18 protein-coding genes and 3 pseudogenes are annotated in these 19,961 nt (G+C 41.1%); 5 read left to right on the top strand and 16 right to left on the bottom strand.

Annotated features, from left to right (window positions below):
* The 6 genes and pseudogenes from IM500_RS18890 to rfbG all read right to left on the bottom strand — a co-directional run.
* A pseudogene (locus IM500_RS18890) lies at positions 1–272 on the bottom strand (hypothetical protein); the annotation flags it as partial.
* A gap of 72 nt (positions 273–344) precedes the next feature.
* Positions 345–1,417: pseudogene (locus IM500_RS24875) on the bottom strand (glycosyltransferase family 2 protein).
* A gap of 1 nt (position 1,418) precedes the next feature.
* On the bottom strand, positions 1,419–2,354 hold the full coding sequence (locus IM500_RS18875) for an NAD-dependent epimerase/dehydratase family protein (RefSeq protein ID WP_287739325.1): 936 nt from the start codon (positions 2,352–2,354) through the stop codon (positions 1,419–1,421).
* A 24-nt stretch (positions 2,355–2,378) separates the two neighbouring features.
* Positions 2,379–2,921: a dTDP-4-dehydrorhamnose 3,5-epimerase gene (gene rfbC / locus IM500_RS18870; protein ID WP_287739324.1), complete on the bottom strand. Its 543-nt coding sequence runs from the start codon at positions 2,919–2,921 to the stop codon at positions 2,379–2,381.
* 86 nt (positions 2,922–3,007) lie between these two features.
* The gene (rfbH, locus tag IM500_RS18865) at positions 3,008–4,348 is read right to left on the bottom strand and encodes a lipopolysaccharide biosynthesis protein RfbH (protein WP_149989767.1); all 1,341 of its coding nucleotides are present in this window, start codon (positions 4,346–4,348) and stop codon (positions 3,008–3,010) included.
* A 74-nt stretch (positions 4,349–4,422) separates the two neighbouring features.
* On the bottom strand, positions 4,423–5,541 hold the full coding sequence (gene rfbG / locus IM500_RS18860) for a CDP-glucose 4,6-dehydratase (protein WP_353737920.1): 1,119 nt from the start codon (positions 5,539–5,541) through the stop codon (positions 4,423–4,425).
* A gap of 354 nt (positions 5,542–5,895) precedes the next feature.
* Here rfbG and IM500_RS18855 point away from each other — a divergent pair, with 354 nt between their 5' ends.
* Together IM500_RS18855 and IM500_RS18850 are read left to right on the top strand one after the other, a co-directional pair.
* The gene (locus tag IM500_RS18855; RefSeq protein WP_061431649.1) at positions 5,896–6,282 is read left to right on the top strand and encodes a hypothetical protein; all 387 of its coding nucleotides are present in this window, start codon (positions 5,896–5,898) and stop codon (positions 6,280–6,282) included.
* Positions 6,283–6,289: 7 nt separating this feature from the next.
* Positions 6,290–7,192, top strand: coding sequence for a hypothetical protein (locus IM500_RS18850; protein WP_287739322.1), 903 nt, complete (start codon positions 6,290–6,292; stop codon positions 7,190–7,192).
* 239 nt (positions 7,193–7,431) lie between these two features.
* Here IM500_RS18850 and IM500_RS18845 read toward each other — a convergent pair whose 3' ends face one another.
* From IM500_RS18845 to rfbF, 3 genes and pseudogenes are all read right to left on the bottom strand, one after another.
* Positions 7,432–8,712 (bottom strand): hypothetical protein, encoded by a 1,281-nt coding sequence (locus IM500_RS18845; RefSeq protein WP_287739321.1) that lies wholly within the window; start codon positions 8,710–8,712, stop codon positions 7,432–7,434.
* 105 nt (positions 8,713–8,817) lie between these two features.
* Positions 8,818–8,991: pseudogene (locus IM500_RS18840) on the bottom strand (CDP-glucose 4,6-dehydratase); the annotation flags it as partial.
* Between the two features lie 32 nt (positions 8,992–9,023).
* The gene (rfbF, locus tag IM500_RS18835) at positions 9,024–9,854 is read right to left on the bottom strand and encodes a glucose-1-phosphate cytidylyltransferase (protein WP_199328746.1); all 831 of its coding nucleotides are present in this window, start codon (positions 9,852–9,854) and stop codon (positions 9,024–9,026) included.
* Between the two features lie 71 nt (positions 9,855–9,925).
* Here rfbF and IM500_RS18830 point away from each other — a divergent pair, with 71 nt between their 5' ends.
* Both IM500_RS18830 and IM500_RS18825 read left to right on the top strand, forming a co-directional pair.
* Positions 9,926–10,141 (top strand): hypothetical protein, encoded by a 216-nt coding sequence (locus tag IM500_RS18830; protein WP_242034541.1) that lies wholly within the window; start codon positions 9,926–9,928, stop codon positions 10,139–10,141.
* A gap of 60 nt (positions 10,142–10,201) precedes the next feature.
* Positions 10,202–11,773 (top strand): hypothetical protein, encoded by a 1,572-nt coding sequence (locus tag IM500_RS18825; protein WP_287739320.1) that lies wholly within the window; start codon positions 10,202–10,204, stop codon positions 11,771–11,773.
* 268 nt (positions 11,774–12,041) lie between these two features.
* On the opposite strand, the gene IM500_RS18820 is transcribed toward IM500_RS18825, so the two are convergent.
* The 6 genes from IM500_RS18820 to IM500_RS18800 form a co-directional block, all read right to left on the bottom strand.
* On the bottom strand, positions 12,042–12,554 hold the full coding sequence (locus IM500_RS18820; RefSeq protein WP_287739319.1) for a PEP-CTERM sorting domain-containing protein: 513 nt from the start codon (positions 12,552–12,554) through the stop codon (positions 12,042–12,044).
* 127 nt (positions 12,555–12,681) lie between these two features.
* A complete protein-coding gene (locus IM500_RS18815) occupies positions 12,682–12,861 on the bottom strand; it encodes a hypothetical protein (protein WP_287739318.1) in 180 nt (59 codons plus the stop codon).
* Positions 12,862–13,249: 388 nt separating this feature from the next.
* Entirely contained in the window at positions 13,250–14,260 is a 1,011-nt protein-coding gene (locus IM500_RS18810; protein ID WP_287739317.1) for a hypothetical protein, read from the bottom strand.
* 36 nt (positions 14,261–14,296) lie between these two features.
* A complete protein-coding gene (locus tag IM500_RS18805; protein ID WP_287739316.1) occupies positions 14,297–15,973 on the bottom strand; it encodes a DUF4127 family protein in 1,677 nt (558 codons plus the stop codon).
* A gap of 94 nt (positions 15,974–16,067) precedes the next feature.
* Entirely contained in the window at positions 16,068–16,196 is a 129-nt protein-coding gene (locus tag IM500_RS24870; protein ID WP_502882366.1) for a glycoside hydrolase family protein, read from the bottom strand.
* Positions 16,197–16,306: 110 nt separating this feature from the next.
* Positions 16,307–17,416, bottom strand: a complete 1,110-nt coding sequence (locus tag IM500_RS18800; protein WP_190722256.1) for a T6SS phospholipase effector Tle1-like catalytic domain-containing protein — start codon at positions 17,414–17,416, stop codon at positions 16,307–16,309.
* A 520-nt stretch (positions 17,417–17,936) separates the two neighbouring features.
* Here IM500_RS18800 and IM500_RS18795 point away from each other — a divergent pair.
* Positions 17,937–18,677 (top strand): hypothetical protein, encoded by a 741-nt coding sequence (locus IM500_RS18795; protein ID WP_061431638.1) that lies wholly within the window; start codon positions 17,937–17,939, stop codon positions 18,675–18,677.
* Positions 18,678–18,773: 96 nt separating this feature from the next.
* Here the strand turns inward: IM500_RS18795 and cysK are convergent, their stop codons facing one another.
* Positions 18,774–19,733 (bottom strand): cysteine synthase A, encoded by a 960-nt coding sequence (cysK, locus tag IM500_RS18790; protein WP_012268194.1) that lies wholly within the window; start codon positions 19,731–19,733, stop codon positions 18,774–18,776.
* Positions 19,734–19,961: the final 228 nt, after the last annotated feature.

Raw genomic sequence — 19,961 nt, 5'->3', positions numbered from 1 at the left:
GAAAGTAAAAACTCAAGATTACGACTTTGATTTGTGACTTGCCAATTATTGATTATTTTTGATAAAATAGAACTTAAATAGTTCAAAACTTTACCCAATAATATAGGTAAAACAACAATGGAAATTAAGATGAATAGATACCACATTGCTTCATACCTTTCATTTCCTTTCAATCTGCCAAATCTTGTGGTAAGAAGATAATTTACATCAATAATAATAAGTAGGAACGCCCCTACTCCTTTGAACCATTGATCAATCGCAGTTTTATTCATTTGATACATTTTATTTTCCTCTTTATTTATTGTCTTTTACAATTTAGATTAAAGAACATCCCTAGGTAACTCTTAATCAAAGTTGACTCGCGCTCTCTCTACCACTAGAGGTCTTTTTAAGCTTCGTCTATTTATCAAACCAATATATTCTCCTAAAATACCTATAAAAAATAATTGTACAGAAGAAAAAAGAAACAATCCGATAATGATTGCCGCTATCCCTATAGGGAAAAGGTTCCAAAACAGAAGCTTCAAAATCAAAGTCCCCAGACCGACCAGAAAACTCACTAGAGATAGAGCAAACCCGATCATTGTCGCCAATCTTAGCGGAAAATTAGAATAGGTAGTGATACCCAGCATTGCCAGATCGTACATTCGATAAAAATTGAAACTACTCTTACCTCGTTTTCGGACTTTCTGATCATACTCGATTTTAGCACTCTTAAAACCGACTTCTGAAATAAGACCCTTTAAGTAGGGATAAGGATCATCGATCAAACGCAATGCTTCTATCACTTTGTGATCATATAAACCGAAGCCCGTAAAATTAGCAGTTAAGTCAATCTCTTCTGATAGAGTCCTAACTAAAAAATAATAAAATCTTCTTATACTATAGACCAAAGAATTCTCTTGACTCGAGCTTTTAATTCCTTTAACAACTTGATAGCCTTCCTCCCATTTTCCCAAAAAATCGACGATTAGTTCGGGAGGATCTTGACAATCGGCGAAGACTAAAATAACCGCATCTCCAGTTCCTTGTAAGAGGGAGCATCTCACCTTTGTAACCCCTAAATCAGGTTTTTATGTCAAGCTATTTTGAAAGCCTTGCTAGAAACCAGTTTTATGGATAAGTATAATTACTCACTTGCATAAATGAGATGCTCCCCTTGTAAGAGACCGTAATAGGTAGAACGAACAAAGCCAAAATTCCTAGCGTTAATGATAATTTTGACTCTAGAGTCGCTTTGAGAGATTTTCTCTAATATACTGACTGTTTTATCTTGAGAGTCATTATCAATAAAAATATGTTCGTATTCATACTTTCCTAATCTTGCAAAAATATCTTTGACCTCAGTATATGAAAACTCAACATTATCTTGTTCATTGTAGCAGGGAGTAACAATACTAATTAATTTTTTACTCATCTTAAATTTCCTCAATTTTATTTATGTTTAAATGGTCTTTATACCATTCAATTGTATTTTTTAATCCCGTCGTTAAATTATATTTTTGTGTCCAATCGGTCTTTTTTCTAAGCAACTCATTATTAGCACAAATAAACATGGGATCATTGGGACGGTAAGGCAAAGCTCCCAGATGAATTAAATCAGGTTTACCTAATAAATTACCAAGTTCAAGTGCTATTTGTCCAACGGTTACAGGTTGACCAGAACCAACATTAACTACACCTGAAACGTTGCTCTTAGCAACTGCCCAAATTGCCGATGCTACATCCTCAATATGAAGAAAATCTCGAATTTGCTCACCTTTAGTTGTTTTCACCACTTCATCCCGCAGCAGTGAAGAAATAACCGACGGAATTAACCGTCGCTCATCCTCCATTGGTCCATACTGATAAAATAGGCGAATCCAAGCTATCTCCATTTCGGTTATCTGGGCAAATTGCTGCAAAATAGTGGAAAGTGCGACCTTGGTGGCTGCATATAAGGTTATGGGTTTTGTCAAACTGGATTCAGATAAATATCCCAGACTTAAATCATACTCAAAACAAGTCCCTATACCCACAAACCGCTTACAACCCAGTTCGGCTAATTGAGAGAGAAGATTGATGCTCGCCTGAATTGAATCAAGGTTTTCTTGAGAATTTAGGTATTTACCCGGCACTGCATACCAAGCTAAGTGAATGCACAATTCAGGTTTGATTTCCTGCAAATAAGTATTCACGTTTTCAAATGCTACTAAGTCGGATTGCCGTAAATACATTGATGGCAGAATATCTCGAATTCGCCATCGGTTGCTGCTTTCTCGCACAAGCGCATATACCTCACACCCTTCGGCTACTAAAAGCCTTGCTACATGGGAACCAACAAAACCACTCGCACCAGTAATTAATACTTTCATGCTTTCTTTAAATTGTTTTGATTCTCAATAAACAAACGGACTCCGAAATTCTGAAAAAGGAAGAAAACTCTGATCTCGTTCAGATAAGATAGGATGTAGATTTGGCCAAGGTATTACTACGGAATTCCAAAGAATTCCTGTATCTTCTTTGGGAGAATATACTGTTGATACTTTATAGCACATAATTGCCGTTTCGCTCGTCACATAAAAACCATGCGCTAGGCCAGAAGGGATATAGATTATCTTACCATTTTCAGAACTCAGATTAAACAACTCAAACTCGCCAAATGTTGGCGAGCCTTTACGCAAATCTACCACTACATCCATTACCGACCCTTCGAGACAATACACAATTTTTGTGCAATCTTGCGGAGGAACTTGGAAATGTAGTCCTCTCAAAACATTTTTCTTGGACACCGAATAATATTCTTCAGCAAAGTTAATAATTAACTGGTGACTTTCATAGATGTCCTGATGTAGAGTTTTAACAAAACGACCACGCTTGTCTTCTAAAATAGTGGGGACAATTTCGTAGCACTTAGGAATCCTTGTCTCAGTGATTTTCATCAGTTTTTCAAGATTTTAAGTGGATTGACAGTGGATTAAGGTTGATCCCCCATGCTCGGAAATTTTGTCCCAAAAGTTCGGTAATTTTATTGGCCATGACAAAATTCTCTGATGGTCGTTGCTACATAGGTTAACATCTCCTCGGTTAATCCGGGATAAATGCCTAGCCAAAAAACACTACTCATGATTTTATCGGCATTGCTTAAATCCCCAACGACTCGATAATTTAACCCCTTATAAAGAGGCTGTCGCAATAAATTTCCTCCAAATAATAGCCTTGTGCCGATGCGTTTTTCCTCCAAATGCTTAACTAAATCATTGCGGCTAAAAGGTGCATTTTCCTTGACAAAAATCGGAAACCCGAACCAACTCGGTTCAGAATCGGGGCTGGCTTCAGGCAGAATTAAAACATCTTGAAGCTCCTGTAACTTTTGATGCAAAAAGTCGAAATTTTCCCGGCGCTTTTTGATAAATCCTGGCAATTTATCCAGTTGCGCTACCCCGACGGCTGCTTGCATATCCGTCATCTTTAGGTTATAACCCACATGAGAATAGGTGTACTTATGGTCATAACCAAAGGGTAAATCTCCTAACTGCCAACCAAAGCGCTTATTACAGGTATTATCTACACCCGGAGGACACCAACAATCTCTGCCCCAGTCACGGAATGACTCGACAATCTTTTTCAAGCGGGTATCGCTGGTTAAAACCGCGCCCCCTTCTCCCATAGTCATGTGATGAGCAGGATAAAAGCTAACCGTTGCTAAATGCCCAAAGGTGCCGGTTTTTTGCCCTTTGTAAAGACTTCCCACCGCATCACAGTTATCCTCAACTACCCAGAGGTCATGTTTTTCGGCAAAAGCCATCACCGCTTCTAAATTAAAGGGATTTCCCAGGGTATGAGCGATCATAATCGCTTTAGTCTTCTCTGACAAGGCGGATTCCAGTTGCTCGATGTCGAGGTCATAACCGGGTAGTTTAACGTCTAAAAAGACCGGAATTAGCTGATTTTGAAAGATGGGATTAACTGTAGTCGGGAAACCTGCGGCGACGGTAATGACTTCATCCCCCGGTTTAAGTTGTTTTTCCCCCAGTTTAGGGGAAGTTAAGGCACTTAAAGCCACTAAATTGGCCGAAGAGCCGGAATTGACTAATAAACAATGTTTTACCCCCATCCACTGGGCAAAACGTTCCTCAAATTCCGCCGCATATCTGCCCGTCGTTAACCAGAAATCTAGGGAAGAATCCACTAATTTGACTAATTCTTGCTCATCAAATACCTTACCCGATGCCGGAATATAGGTCTGCCCCGCCACAAAAGCCCGGGGTTGAAATTTGTGCTTATAATATTCTTGTACTGCTTGAAAGACTTGCTCTCGCAGTTCTGCTTCAGTATTTGTATTGGGGGGAGAAATAGATTGAGTCATGGTTAATTTCCTTTCAGGGGAGAAATTTGAACTTAATTATTACTTAATTTGGACCATTATCAGCCTTGAGTTCGCTAATCGATCAGACAACTTTGATAATATTCGATTTGTTGGCGTGTAAGGTCTTGGAATTGTGCTTTATCTTCAGAGTCCATTTGCGCCGCTTGATAATACCATGTCACCGTTTCCTTGAGGGTTTGCCGAAAATCCCAGACGGGTTGCCATTTTAGGGTATGGAAAGCCTTATCTGTGACTAGATTAAGCAATTTAGCCTCATGAACAGCATTCGGATCACTTTGATCGAGCCAAGTCCCTGGCCAAAGTTGTAGGATAGACTCAACTAACTCTTTAACTGGGCGATTAGAGGCTAGAGCCGGACCGAAATTAAACGCCCCATATAACCCCCGGCTGTCTTGCTGCCAATTGGCCGTCATCAACTGCTCATAAATAGACTCAGCTAACCGTAAATAGCCCCCTAAAGGCTCTAAAACGTGCTGCCAAGGGCGAGTCGCTAGAGGGTTACGCACCGGAATCGCTTCCGACTTCATCAAGGCCCGCATTGCATCGGGTACAATCCGGTCTAGAGACCAATCTCCGCCACCGATGACATTTCCTGCCCTGGCGCTGGCAATGCCGATGGCGGTTTGAGGAGTTTTAAAGAAGGAACTGCGCCAAGATGCGATCGCCAATTCCGCCCCAGCTTTGCTAGAACTATAGGGATCGTAACCCCCCAAGGGGTCATTTTCCCGATAACCATAGACCCATTCCCGATTCTCATAGCACTTATCGCTAGTAATAAACACGGCGGCACAGGGATGAGTCAGGCTTTTGAGGGCCTCTAAAACGTGAATAGTCCCCATAACATTTGTGTTCCACGTTTCCACCGACTCCAGATAAGAAAGCCGCACCAAGGGTTGTGCCGCTAAATGAAAGACTACATCCGGTTGCCATGAAGCGATTAAACGAGCCACTAACTCAGCCTCTCGAATATCTCCTATATGATGACTCAGGTTCTGAGCTAAGTCTAATTGGTCGAATAAGGCGGGGGTGGTATTGGGGGCTAAACTGAGGCCTTTTACCTCTGCCCCCAGATGGAGTAACCAAAACGCCAGCCAAGACCCCTTAAAGCCAGTATGACCAGTAATAAAGACCTTTTTGCCCGACCAAAATGCTTTCTTTACCATATTTTCCATCTAGCTTGTCCACTGTCATCAAGGTGATTGAGCATTTCCATTTCTCGGTAAGTATCCATACACTGCCAAAACCCATCAGGCTCATCCCAGGGGGAGAGGGGAGCTATTATTGTTCACAAGTCAAATAGACTCGCTATACCGGGTTTTCGGTTAATTTCAACGGCTTTCTGCCAGTAATCGCCGAAAAGAATTTTTGAGAAGGCTTAAAGCCATCACCCTAAATCTTTGGGAGCTACTATACAGGAACTTGACCGAGGATGTCAATTGGTTAAGCTGTTAGGCATCTAGAATGGTTAGCTGAGACAAAAGGGGAGCAGGGAACTTCTGAGCGGGGAGAGTCGTTCTTGATTTTCGATGCCTCGTGATTCAAGGGAAAATCAATTAAGTATTTATACTTATTGTATATGGCTTGAATTTGGTGTGAACATACAGCTATGCTTGGGTGGCAGGGATTTTAATATTGTTCTGGACTCGAAAGTGTTACATAGCGGTTTTAACTCACCTGAAGTACAATTTAATCATTTACTCCTGCCTCCTGCCGACCCTATGGCTGCTTCAAACTTAGGGCTATGTACTGAGCGTGACATGAAGGGTGCTGTGGCCTACCTAGGTGGGTCGTGGGGACCGGTTCACCCCCATCTCCTCTCCCACTCTGGAGACGTGATGCTCGTGGTGTTGGCAAATCGTTTAGACTGGCTATATATTAAGCTAAAACTTGAACTCGTACCGAACTTTATCTAATTTGTAAATGAGTAAAAAAACCTTCTGTATTTTGGAACAGGGCAAACTAAGTAATGAGCCTTGCACTATAGAAAAACGAGAACTATTTACTACTGAATTTAGTGACTTTTATCGCCTTAATTGGGCAACGGAAGATGACCCCAATGCTTTCATTACTGCAAAAGGAGTGACTTGGAGTGAGGGCAGGAGCTTGCTATATAGGGAAGTTCCTAAAGATTATGAATACTACATTTTTATCGATGATGATGTTACCTTTGTTGCTGATGAAGGAGTAGATATTCCCAAAAAGATAAAAGAATTGCTCGATGAATATCATCCCATTGCTGGAACTTTTTATGATCCTAAACAGTGGGCATTTCTACCGATTAAAGCTTCTTATGAAGAGTTCATCTCCAGAAAATGCTTTCCCATTAGTGGATATGATGCAGAATCTCAAATCCTCTCCCAAAGCTATGCTGATGTTATCTTACCGGCGATTTATCATGGGGCACATCGGACTGATTGGTATCTTCAGTGGGTTTGTTATCAAACCTTTCCCCTGAAGCAAATGTGTTTTACTGACATTCGAGTTAAGAATGCCCGCAGCGGTGGCCATAGTAAAATTCAAAAGCCGCAGCATTATGAGCCAACAGAAGCATTGTTTTTGTTTAATCGACACGCCAAGAAGCCATATCCATTGTTGAAAAAAAAGGATGATATTCTTAAAAATAATGTTGAAGTTTTTGAGCGGCTAGTTGATAAAACCCCTATTGAGTTCACTCTGAAAGACCTAGCAAAGGTCTATGATATCAGCAATACTGATTTTAAAATTAGACAACCTACGGCCAGTAGTCGGTACTTGTACAGAAAACCTTGGAATCGTTTTGTCTGGAAACTGGTCAGAAAACTGACAGGGGAATATAAATATTAATTCCACCGCGCTCTGGCTTTGAAAGCTGTCAAATGGCTACTCACTTATGCTGGGACAGCTTGACAGAAGGAAGGGCATTTTAGTAGTCAGCCAAAAGTCTCAGGAAGTATTTAACGGAGCCAGTCTAAATAATTCTTAAACACAATTCTTCTCCGCTCTCCAGAGTGAGAGAGGGGTTAGGGATGAGGGGATTTTACAATTCATTGAGTTTTGCTATACATTAGCCTGTGGTTAAACTTTTATACGGAAAATTTGCCAGACAATCTCCTATGGACTAAACTTTTTAGCCATTCAGGCATAGAGAGAATTGCCATGTATAATAAATTGGCAGCTAAGAGCCAATTGATCATTTCATCAACTAACCAAGGATATAAGAATGGACTTGCGTAAAAGGTTGTCACCATAGCGACTAAAGCCATACTGGAAGGTAAGCTCAATTGATTTTCTTGCTTAATCCAATCCAAAATTTGAGGAAGGGCAAAGATTAGAAAAGTTAATTTGTAATCATAAAGCATGCCAATAACAAGAAAATTTCCTAAATGAATTGCTGCCGCAAGACGGAAGTAATCAATGTATCGACTTTTATCTAAAGATTTGTCCGAATCGGTTGAGACAAAATCCGAACTAAGCCATTCTTTAAAAATTTTAAATTTCGACAATAAAACTCTGGTTAAGATTGACATAGTAAATAAAATCATAATTATATACATCATATATATGATCGTATTTTTAAGATCAGTTTCGCCGCTAGTAAGCTTTGATAGAATATATTTGACTGCACCAAAGAGGACTTTATAGCCAAAACTATACCAAATTCTCCCATCATGAATGCTTGAGATAGTTTTAATCTCCCCTATACTAGCGAGAAAATAAGTAATAAAAGCAGTGGTAAAAATAGCCGACAAGAACAGAAATAGATTTCTTTTTTCTTTAAGAATTACCGCCAGTCCAAAAATTGGAAATAGTTTAACAACCCCCCAAAAAAATATTAATAAATAGGCGCACAACCTAAAAATTAATGCTCGGCTATTCTTAATTATTATCAGTCCGACACCAAGCCAAGAATAGATAACAATATCTACGTTGCCACGTTCCACTAAAAGCATTACCGGTGGTGAGCATAAAATTAGGGCATAAACTACAGCTTCTTGATAATTTAATCTGCCAATGATCATTAAAGTTATCCCATAAAAGATTAAAGCAAAGAAAACTCCCCAAAATATAGTATCACGCTGCTCTAACCCCAGCCAAGTTAATGAAGACCAACTACTAGGATAAGATATTTGCTTGAAGCAGGAATTATTGATTAGGGAAACTTCCTCAGTCAATCGATCACAATCAAAAGCACCTAATACGGCTGCAAGATCGATAAAGGGGTTTGTAGCCGCAGGAACCCCAAGTCTCCACCAAAAATTGTGATAGGGAACAAAAAAATTAGCTACATACAATAACCCAAAATATCCTAAGACTGCGGCAACTACCAAAAATCTGCCATCAATTTTTGATGGCTTTTTGAGCATTTTCCTAATCTGGATATGTATTGAATTTACTATGTCCACTTAGTGCCTCCTGCTATGAAAGGATTGATTATCTGTCAATTACTTGAGTTCAGTATAAGACGCTCATTGCGCCGCTAAATGAAAGACTACATCCGGTTGCCATGAAGCGATTAAACGAGCCACTAACTCAGCTAAGGCGGGGGTGGTATTGGCAGCTAAACTGAGGCCTTTTACCTCTGCCCCCAGATGGAGTAACCAAAACCCCAGCCAAGACCCCTTAAAGCCAGTATGACCCGTGATAAAGACCTTTTTGCCCCGCTAAAATGCTTTCTTTACCATATTTTCCATCTAGCTTGTCCAGTGTCATAAAGGTGATTGAGCATTTCCATTTCTCGGTAAGTATCCATGCACTGCCAAAACCCTTCATGCTTATAGACGGCGAGTTCTCCTAAAGCGGCCAGGGTTCTTAGGGGTTGTGCTTCAAAAGTCGTCGCATCTCCCTCAATTAAATCCAAAACCTTGCGATTTAAGACAAAATACCCCCCATTAATCCATCCCTCAGCCGTTTGGGGCTTTTCTTGGAATTGAGTGACTAAATTACCCTCAATGATTAACTCGCCAAAGCGAGAAGAAGGACGAACCGCCGTCATCGTGGCTAATTTGCCATGGGAGTAATGGAAATCCAACAGATCCGCAATATTCACATCACAAACCCCGTCCCCATAGGTGGCTAAAAAGATATCGCTTCTGCTTTGGTCTATATAAGAGGTGAGACGTTTAAGACGGCCTCCCGTCATGGTTTCCTGTCCCGTGTCAATTAACCAAATACGCCAGTCTTCCTCCTCGTGTCCACTATCGAGTTTGGTCACTTTTTTATTGCCTAACTCTAAGAGGACATCACTTTGATTCCAATCATAGTTAAAGAAATAGTCCCGGATTATTTCCCCTTTGTACCCTAGACAGAGCATAAAGTCAGTTAGCCCATATTGGGCATAAGTTTTCATGATATGCCAAATAATTGGCCGATTTCCGATGGCAATCATCGGTTTAGGTCGAAATTCGGTTTCTTCCCGCAGTCGGGTTCCTTTGCCGCCACACAAGATGGCGACGGGAATGTTAGACTTATAGTCCTTAACTGTTAAACTGACCGATTGTATTACCATTAGATTATATAGTGAAGGGCTTTGAGAGTGACATCATCTTATCGAGGCAGTTTAACACGGGATTCCCGATTGTGTCCAATATCTGTCTAAAAAAATTTTTGTTAAGCGAGTGTGTCCAGTTTATTGCTAAACAGTCTCTTAAATCCTATAGCAGTTATCTTCATGGTGAGGTACGAGGTTTTCGTTTTGGGGAGTCGGCCAGCAATGCTAAATCAGGTTATACTTCATCTTTAACGCTAAATTCTAACCGAGTAGGACTAGAAATTAGTGCTACCATGCGAAGATAAATATTCGGGGATACGGTCACGAAGCTACCAGACAATTTTAGGATAAAAATACCGACACTTATGGGGAAATCAATCAATAAAGTCCGAGTAACAGCACTGATTTTAGGGATTCTAGCGATCGCCTTTGCCTTTTTCACCAGGATTGTCAGTATTTTTGAATATGTTACCTTCGATATCGGACCCGATCCCGATCAGATTAGCGGTGGTTACTTTTGGATGGATATGTGGAAGGGAAACTTTCCTCAATTGGGACCTGCAGGGGGGGGTGGAAAATATGGATTCGTAATTCCTCCCCTCTATGGTTATTTAGCGTTCCCTCTGACAATTTTCGGCGCGGATCCCGAATTTCAAGTCCTTACCAATGGTCTATTTTCTTTTCTATCGATTCCGCTCTTAATCTACTTTGTTTATCAACTTTTAGAAAATGTAGAACAAGATAAACGTCTTCTCCTGTCCAGTTTGGCAGGATTTTGGTATAGCACGATTTACGCGGACTATTTTATTAATAATTTTTCCTGGGCCCCTAGCCCAATACCCTTTTTCCTGCTCGTTTTTGCTTTACTCTATCGTTTCCAGATGGAAACGAGTAAGCCGCTGCTCTATCAGGCTATAGCTTGGATATTCTTCGGGATTACCGTCGCTATATTGGTGAGTTTACACACCACCACGATGTTAATTATCCCAGTGACTTCTGTTATCGCCTCTCTATGGTTTGTTTATCGAAATCGCAAGAATACTCGTAAATGTCTTTTGCCTTTTCTATCGATTCTCTCCGCAAATCTCGCCTTAGTTATGTATTGGTACAGTGAGATAGTTCGGAATTTCGCCAATACGAAAGGACTGGTGAGAGCACTCACGGAGAAGGGGGCGAGCGGTGAACCATCGAGCAATCTGTTCACTCGTCTATTTAAAGCGATTTGGGAAACGGTTTATCTGGGTAATCAAGTGTTTTTTTTGAATGACAATATATCGATTTTCAATGTCGTAGTTTCTGCTATTTTTTTCGGCATTTCTCTATACATAGTCATCAAAAAATATCGAGGCAATAAAACACTTATCGGCTTTTTGGCGATCACTTGGATAATTTTTCTCTACGCTTCCTCTAATTATCCTGATGAGCATTTTTATTCCCATCGTAAAATCTTACTCTGGTTTGCTCCTATCCTCTTGGCGATCGCTAGTCTGGCCTATCTAAACTTTACTAAGACTTTCGACAGGATCCTCGGTCTAGTTCTAGCAATTATCATCGGCTATTCTATCGCAACTAATCTCTATTTCAATCAACGTTATCTTGCTAGTAAATACGGTTCCGAAAGACTCCTATCCGTGGCCGATACAGTGGAAATTATCAATCAGATTCCGGTCGGTTCAACCCTTTGTGATCCGGCCAAGAAAGGCAAAAGAAAAGAGCATGGTCAGTACGATTATATCGATACCTTTATGACCAAAAGAGAGCTAACGATAACCAATGCCTGCCCATCGGGTAGTTATTATATACAGCCGAAATTTAAAATGGCTATCCAAATGAACGATTTATTTCCAATTTTTACCCTCGCCAAAACCCCCCCTCTCGATCGCCCGATGACTTCCCTTCTGGAAACCCCAGAAGCCTATCTCTATAAAATTGAGTAGAAATAAGTAGGTGGGTGGAATTAAATATAAGATGAACGTAGGTTGGGTTGAAGCATGAAACCCAACGCCTGATTATGTTACGCTACCGCTAACCCATCCTACAAATAATTGTGCCTCCCTACTTACCATCGTGCTAAAATAGGGAACCTCGAAATAGACAACTTATCGCCTTCCCCCGGAACTTCATTACAGACCAAAATATATTCTTGAGTTACTTTAGCAAGAGCTTTAGACGTAGGCGTTTTTAGCGAAGGAAGTCTCAAATTAGTTATGGCCTTTTGCGGAGGACAAAACCTATTCCTCCTAAAATGATTAAACCGATAACGATAGAAGGTTCAGGAACTTTGCTAAAAGTTAGGCTACCTTGTCCCGCAATACCCAAGCGAGGAGTATAGGTAAAAGCCGCTTCACTGAGGTTAAACAATCCGCTAGTCAGGGCAAAATTAGCGATGGGAAAGAAAGCATTAGTAGAGGTGACACTATAATCGATGCCAAGAAAAGTCTCATCGAAATAATTAGCCACGGGAGGGGCATCGGCCGAAGCGAGATTAAAGGTATTGGAGAGTAGATTAAAACTAATATTGGTCAAGGGGATAGATTCAAAATCCACTCCTGTAATCGCCGCATTATCGAAACTAGCCGAACCGGAATAAGTTCCCGTCAGATTTCCATAAGTTATGACACCTTGAAAATTGTAGGTGATATTTGCCCCTTGCAAACTATTGACATTAACACCAAAATATGCTAGGGATAAACCTGTGATTAAAGCAACTTTATTCATGGTAATTACTCCTTAAAAAAAACTCAGGTGGGCATTGCTCATGCTCACCTTTGTAACCCCTAAATCAGGTTTTATGTCAAGCTATTTTGAAAGCCTTGCTAGAAACCAGTTTTAGGGACAAGTATAATTACTCGCTTGCATAAATGAGATGCTCCTGTTGCTCATAAGCTCGATTAGGATTTTGAGGGTCAGGGACAAGAATATTCTTCCACCAAGACGTATTTGGATAACCGGCATTTTTCAGATCATCTAAGCCAATATTGTCGGGATGATAGGCATTCGGCGCACCATCGGCATCAATACTCATTTTTGATTGATAGAAAAAAGCGGTTTGTCCTGAAATTTGCCAAACAGAATGACCGCCAATTTCAAAGAGTTTCGTTCTTGGTTCACAGCTTATAGCGGTAAGCGCTTGAGTGAGATACAGACCAAGCTTTGCCTAGCATGGTTTATAGCTCGTGACACTGTACCTCATACGACTGCACACCGCTATATGGAAGAAGCTTCAATTTCTAAAGTAATCTTTTCACTAGCAACAGAATGATTATCTTGATCAAATCCTCTCGCTTCAATTTGACGTTTGCCGTTGTCAGTAAAACGATAAGAGACTGACCAATTGCCATTAGAAACTGAGCTATTACCGAAGTGCCACTTACTTTAAACGGTCGGCCCATGGGCATTGTTAGAATACGGAACTAAAGATTCGACAGATTGAAACCACGATTTAAAGGATAAATACCCGGTGGCAACCAAAATCCTTCGGTATAGCCATTCTCCCATTGCATAAAAACATGATCGAAGAAATCGAGGTTTTCAGCATGAAGGTCTTTAATTTGCCATTTAGGCCCGTTTATTCCGGTTTCGTGTTTGCCCTGTTGATCATCCCAAAGATTCTCTGGGTTAGGAAACTCGGTACGTTTTTCTCCATCTTTGGTAATGAAATAAATGTGATACGATTGATCCTGATTATTTCGAGGCGCTCTTGCTCCAATTGCCCCACGAGGTGCTAGGTAATCTTCTTTCAAAAAGTAGAGAAATCCCAGACGACGCAGTTTTTTCTCAACGCCTGTAACTTGAACATTATCAATTAAACAGGGGTCTTGGAAAAGTGCTTTGACGGTGGCTAATCCTAACTTTTCAGCCAGATATTTCATCACACAGGAGACGGAATAAGCACAGGGTGCGTCATCAATATGGTATTGATCTTTGTTTTGTTCAACTAATTTCTCTAGTTTGTTTCGACCTTCCTCCGTTGCTTCCATAAAGGTTGTTTTGGACTGGAGGATGGGTAGGATTCCTTGTTCAAATAACCGGCATCCTTCGGCATCAGTTAACTTGTGATCTGTCGGCAGAGACTGGGTGTGTTGGAGGTTTTTGTAAGCATCTAAAACTAAACCCTCATAAATAGTTTTAGTATAATCTGAGGGAGCTGCCACATGAATCAGAATGCTGGTTTCTTCTTTATTTTGATTGGTTTGAGTGTGAGCGATAGCGGTAATTTTGCGATCACCAATATTGGTAAATCCTGAATAAGTAATCGACCAAGAACCGTCTGCTTTAACCTGATTATTACCTAGGGAATATTTGTCATCTGCTTTTAGTTCTACAGTGACTATTCCAGGATCTACTTTGCCTGTAAAAGTAACAGGTTTTAGACATTCAAAGCGAGCATCATTGATGGGACTAAGAATTTGTAAGGAAGTCATGGCATTTCTCCTATGGGATTGTTGAAAAATTTACTGTTAGACGAATTGATCGCCCAATGAAGGATTAAAAGCGATCGCTTCCAGATCAGTACGATAGATACCAACTTTATGAATTTCCTCTGGTAATCTTGGCCAGATGTGGACTTCACTCTCAAAAGTGCGCCAAAATTGCGGGGTAATTCGGAAGACTCGGTGATTAACAAGGGGAAGTCGCGTAAAATGTTCCTGCATTCTGGCATTAACGCGCCGATTTAAGACCTCAAAGACTTTTTTGACCGTAGCAGGATTATCATATCCGTCGTAATGATTGAAAGTTATTCCTGTTTGATTTTGTAGCTGATTACAGAAGCTTTTAGGTTCTTCGAGTCGTTGAACTTCTTTATAGCCATTAGCAAAAACATCATGAGCAATGGCTTCTAAATAAAGTTGTCTTTGAGCGGCGGGATTTTTAGCGTAGAAAAGAGTTTTTGCCACCGCCAAAGTTGAGCCAACACAATTGCCAAATGTTCCCCAACTACCGAAGGCCAATAAATCATCGTAAGGTAACACAGAAGTGGCATTCCAAGCCCCATTAAAAAGTCGGCCATCAATGATGACTAATTTAGCGCGCTGCTCGGAAGAATAGTCCTTATATTGAGCCAGAAATTGCTCGTCTAACTGGGCTTGTTCCTGGTCGTCTTTCTGATAATCATCAATACTACCATTTTGACGACGAGTTAGGATAGCGACCTCGAAATCCCAGCCAGTTTCTGATTCTTCTAACCCAACTGCTGGTAATTTTTCAGTCACAAGTTCTCTGGGTGGTCGTCTCCCGTCGTACCACATTTCAGTCTCCTTATTAGAGATGCGGACACGCACTTTAGTTTTAGGAAGAGTTTGAGCGATTCCCATTGCTACTAATTCATCTGCTCCCCAAGTAATTGGCTGTTTGAGAGCCGAGAGATTATACTTATCCAGAAGATTGTATAATCTTGTTTGCATTGTTTCTCGCACATCTTTGGATGAATGTTTTTGAGAATCTCCCATCGCACAAACCACCGCTGAGATTTTTCGATTCATCGACTGTAATAGACGGATAGATTGTTCGAGTCTCCACAACTCTTTGTCGTGTCTTTTTTTTGCCCAATCTGGATAAGGAGTTGGATCCGGTTGAGGAGGACCGACACCAACAAAAGATTGGACGATGACCGCTTTTTCAAATTGAGAAATAGTGGGGAGATAATCTTCGGGATATTGTAGCAATCGTTCTGCAATAATGAACGCTGTATCCTTGACCCGAAGCAGTGTAATCATTTGTCTAACTAAAGAATCTGTTTGTCTTCTGGGACTAAGAACGTAAACAGGACAAATTCTTTCTGAACGGTTGTCTTGTCCATTAGGGGGAATCCCCACTCCATCTCCATCTTGTTCTGTTGGTCGATGATACACCTTAAATTGAGACTGCTTAATGTCTTGTAATATCTTGGCCACAGGGTCATTACTTTTAATTTCGACATGGGGCATATAAGCGAACCATTTCGTCATCTGATTAACAGGGGTTGTTAATTCTAATTCCCAGTGATTATTGTCCGCAGATTTGTAATTATTAATCTCAAGTTCATCTCCTGCTGTCAAGGAAAATTTTTGAGTAGGGTCAGTAATTTGACTGCTATCTAGGGTAGATTGTTTGATAACAGTATTGACTAGAGCTTTCAGTTTTTGAGTAGTCATCATTGATTCTCCTTTTTTGCCTGATTCTGGACAGGTTACTTTAACAACAGCAGACGGTTCACAAATAGGATATTTTCCCTTTGTCAAGTTAAGGAAGTTACAGTGAGTTGGATGCTATTGGTTTCACGGGCCGTCCATCAGGATAGCGAGTGGTTCCAATTCCAATTGTCCAAACGCCAGCCGGACACTTATAAGCGGTAAGCTTGCAACCTTCCCACTTTTTGATCAGATCAATACAGTTCTATGATACTTTCATGGCAAATCCTCCTAAATTAGGTCAGATTATGAGTGTTTATGTAAGTAAAGTGAAGGCGACATTTTTGAGGCAGCGAAGTGCTAAACAGAGACTATTTCTTTCTTTCTCAAAGCACCAAGCTCTTGCTCAAGCATCATTTGAATTTCGGGAATAGCCGGTTTATAAGGGGGATTAATATTCAGGTCTGTCCAGCGATTTTTAACACTTTCATGCAAATTGCTAACATCCCCTTCAAACTGACGAGGTGCTGTTCCCGCTACATTAAATGGCCATTTTGACGTATTATCAAAACGCGCACTACAATTGGGATGAACTCCATGTTGAATATAACTTTTATCTAAGGCCAAACCCAAGGCTTCGACTTGTTCCATCATCCATAATAAAGCTCCATCGGATAGGCCAGATTCTTCCTGAGAACCTCCACCAACGCAACCATGACCCCCCGGAAACCAAACTTGAACCACCTGTTCTTTTTGTTGTCTGATGTGGGTAGAATGGGGACGCATTAGCGTTACATCAAAGACTTTACGAATTTCATCAATGGCAACTGCATGAAACGCCTTTTCAATTGTAGGATTGATGGTCGAATCATAAAAGTGATAACGTTCGTTGAACTTTTCATCTAAATGCAGAGAATGAACGATATCGGGGATACCTAAAGAAGCAACCGTATCCCAACAGCATAGGGCCTTAATGGGAACCCGTCGTCCATACTGATTACGGAAATCAATGGCATTTTTACCGTTAGGTGCGTTATTTGGGTCTTGTTTTTCTCGGTAAATTTCGTAGGCTTTGGGGATTTGTCGGATAAATTCCCGATACAACAAACCACAATTATAAATTAACCCGGCTAAACAGCGTACAGTGTAAGCTCCCCGACTAAACCCAAAGAGATAAATTTCATCTTCAGGTTGATAGTTTAAGCACAGAAAACGATAGGCATCCTGAATCTTATGATCCATGCCAATGCCTAAAGCACCTCCAGCAATTTTAATTAAAGCATCAGTTACCTCGGTATTAGATTGTTTTGTCCCAATGCCTTCGTCATAATAGATGATTTGACGGATGGGGTTGCCCTTAGTATCATCAAGTGGCGTGATAGCTTGTGCCATTTTGACAACATTGGTAGGATAACCTTGTCCTAAATCTTGCCAAGTTCCATCACAACAAACAATAAGACGGCTTTTCATAGCGATGAACCTCCTAGGTTTCTTAAAACTCGCCAGTTTATGGAATATTTGAGGATTCTAGTGAATCATGACTCAAAATTATCGAGATTTTCCTTAAGGTAAAATTTCCGCAAGACTCAACCGAGACAAAGGACGTTTTAACTCTGTTCGGAAGTGATATAGATGAGTTAGATAGCTGGCTTGACTAGGTAAAATTAGATGCGGTACTTATACTTAACACTCTAGATTATTGATCAGAATTTACCGCCCTAAAGACGGCAAATTAATATATTTCTTTAGAGTTCTGTATATAAGTTTACAGAATATTGTTGAGCTATTTATTAATAAAAAAAGTTGAGTTTGATTGAAAACCATCTTAACACCTAAGCTCGCCAATCTGAAGTTTAGCCGATTCTCGATCGCAATTTTAGCCCACCCTAGCACTGCGCTCTTTTCCCACAAGGATTTTTACCTAGAAAAATGATCTGTCTGCCTGAGAACAGGCTATAGTGATCATCAAACCCTCAGTGAAAAACTTCCCGTGTCTTCAGTATTCCGCCTTCCTCCCTATTTTTCCCCCGCTCTGCAGCGTCGAGTCATGAAAACTCTTGCGGCAAAAAAAACCCGTCAATTCTTGACATGGGCGGCAGCTTGTGCTAGTTTTTTGATCCTCTGGGCGTGGAATTGGCAGTTAGTTTTGGCCACTTTAACCGGAGTGGGGGCGATGATTGGAGTTTACCATCTCCAAGGTCAAAACTGGCCATCGCTGTGGCTGTGGGGGCGTGCTTTTTTCAGTGCCGATAGCGGTAAGTTAACTTTAGCGGTAGTCTGTGGTGGTTTGGGCAGTTTAGCCACCTATCTCGCTGTCGCCATTTGGACCTATGCCGAAAATCGCTGGTTGGCCCTGGCCTCAATTTTGCAAGGATTTGGCACGGTTTCGACTTTAATCCTGCTAGGATGGCATTTTCTCGACCATCGCGGTCAAAATGAGTCAAAAAACTTCGATCGCTGGTTAGAAAAATTAACAGTCAATGATCCCTTAATGCGCTTAATGGCAGTCCGACGTTTAAGTGAAATGCAACTTTCCCCCAGTCGTCGAGAACAATGCCAAGAATACTTCCGTTATCTTCTCTCGCGAGAAACCGATGCACAAGTGCGATCGGCTTTACTCGATAATTGTTCCGGCAAAGAAGCAATCAAACCGCAACCTTTACAAATACCCCTACAGGTGAAAAAATCCAGCCTCAAATCAGTGAACAGTGAACTGAAAACTCACAGCTGATAACTGATAACTGAATCCTACCCCACCAAGAAGATAACTGCTATAGTTAAAGCTAAAGCCAAATGTTAACCACTAGAGGCTGAAGAAGATATTTTTTTACACCAAAGTTAACTCGCGCTCCTCGATATTTTGGAACATCAGTGTACTCAGATAACGTTCCCCGAAACTAGGCTGAATCACCACAATTAATTTACCCTCATTTTCCGGTCGTTGGGCCAGTTGAATCGCAGCGCAAAGATTGGCACCGGAAGAAATCCCCGAAAGCAACCCTTCCTCTTTTGCCAGACGACGACCAAATTGAAAAGCTTCCTCATCACTGACAGTAATTACCTCATCAATCAGATCTGTGCGTAAAACTTCTGGAATAAAACCTGCACCGATACCTTGAATTTTATGGGGACCGGGATTACCACCAGAAATCACCGGACTATTGAAAGGTTCCACCGCGACTACTTGAAAACTAGGTTTACGGGATTTAATTACTTCAGCGACTCCCGTAATCGTGCCGCCAGTACCCACACCCGCAACAATAAAATCTACCTGTCCCTCCGTATCTTGCCAAATTTCCTCAGCAGTGGTGAGACGGTGAATTTCCGGGTTAGAAGGGTTGCGAAATTGTTGCAACATATAAGCGTCGGGGATACTATCGACGATTTGCTGAGCGCGTAAAATTGCCCCTTTCATGCCTTGGGAGCCGGGGGTAAGTTCTAGGGTAGCACCGTAGGCTTTTAACATCGCCCGGCGCTCTAAACTCATCGTTTCCGGCATAGTTAAAATCAAGCGATAACCCTTAGCTGCCGCAGTCATCGCTAGGGCAATTCCCGTATTGCCAGAGGTGGGTTCCACTAAAACCGTGGTTTCTGGATTGATTAAACCCGCTTTTTCGGCGCTATTAATCATGTGAGTGCCAATGCGGTCTTTGACGGAAGCAGCGGGATTCATCCCTTCTAATTTCATCACAATTCGGCCAAGACAGCCCTCCGCTTGGGGAATCCGATTCAATTGTACTAAAGGTGTGCGGCCAACCAATTCGGTGACATCGTGAGCGATACGCATGATATTTTCTCAGTCTGGGTGATTCGTGTGCTTAGTTATAGCGGTAAGCTCTCAGCTTTAGCGTTTGAGAATTTACTCACTAGCCAAGGAGGCGCTATATAGCTCACTTATAGCAAAGGCCAGCCCTAGATCGGCAAAATTTCCATTTTCCTTTGTTTCTTCAGTCGGTCCGAGTTGATTCCCAGAAACAGGCAAAACTACCATGACCGATAAGATTGCTTTTTTCCA

The sequence above is a fragment of the Microcystis sp. M179S2 genome, assembly GCF_020245805.1.
Classification (GTDB): Bacteria; Cyanobacteriota; Cyanobacteriia; order Cyanobacteriales; family Microcystaceae; genus Microcystis; species Microcystis aeruginosa.
This window is presented reverse-complemented; position numbering and strand designations above follow the sequence as displayed.

Coding starts and splice junctions, on each gene's coding strand:
- IM500_RS18875 (WP_287739325.1), bottom strand. CDS start 2,354: ATGAAAGTATTAATTACTGGTGCGAGTGGTTTTGTTGGTTCCCATGTA.
- rfbC (WP_287739324.1), bottom strand. CDS start 2,921: ATGAAAATCACTGAGACAAGGATTCCTAAGTGCTACGAAATTGTCCCC.
- rfbH (WP_149989767.1), bottom strand. CDS start 4,348: ATGACTCAATCTATTTCTCCCCCCAATACAAATACTGAAGCAGAACTG.
- rfbG (WP_353737920.1), bottom strand. CDS start 5,541: ATGGAAAATATGGTAAAGAAAGCATTTTGGTCGGGCAAAAAGGTCTTT.
- IM500_RS18855 (WP_061431649.1), top strand. CDS start 5,896: ATGCCTCGTGATTCAAGGGAAAATCAATTAAGTATTTATACTTATTGT.
- IM500_RS18850 (WP_287739322.1), top strand. CDS start 6,290: ATGAGTAAAAAAACCTTCTGTATTTTGGAACAGGGCAAACTAAGTAAT.
- IM500_RS18845 (WP_287739321.1), bottom strand. CDS start 8,712: ATGCTCAAAAAGCCATCAAAAATTGATGGCAGATTTTTGGTAGTTGCC.
- rfbF (WP_199328746.1), bottom strand. CDS start 9,854: ATGGTAATACAATCGGTCAGTTTAACAGTTAAGGACTATAAGTCTAAC.
- IM500_RS18825 (WP_287739320.1), top strand. CDS start 10,202: ATGGGGAAATCAATCAATAAAGTCCGAGTAACAGCACTGATTTTAGGG.
- IM500_RS18820 (WP_287739319.1), bottom strand. CDS start 12,554: ATGAATAAAGTTGCTTTAATCACAGGTTTATCCCTAGCATATTTTGGT.
- IM500_RS18815 (WP_287739318.1), bottom strand. CDS start 12,861: ATGAGTATTGATGCCGATGGTGCGCCGAATGCCTATCATCCCGACAAT.
- IM500_RS18810 (WP_287739317.1), bottom strand. CDS start 14,260: ATGACTTCCTTACAAATTCTTAGTCCCATCAATGATGCTCGCTTTGAA.
- IM500_RS18805 (WP_287739316.1), bottom strand. CDS start 15,973: ATGATGACTACTCAAAAACTGAAAGCTCTAGTCAATACTGTTATCAAA.
- IM500_RS18800 (WP_190722256.1), bottom strand. CDS start 17,416: ATGAAAAGCCGTCTTATTGTTTGTTGTGATGGAACTTGGCAAGATTTA.
- cysK (WP_012268194.1), bottom strand. CDS start 19,733: ATGCGTATCGCTCACGATGTCACCGAATTGGTTGGCCGCACACCTTTA.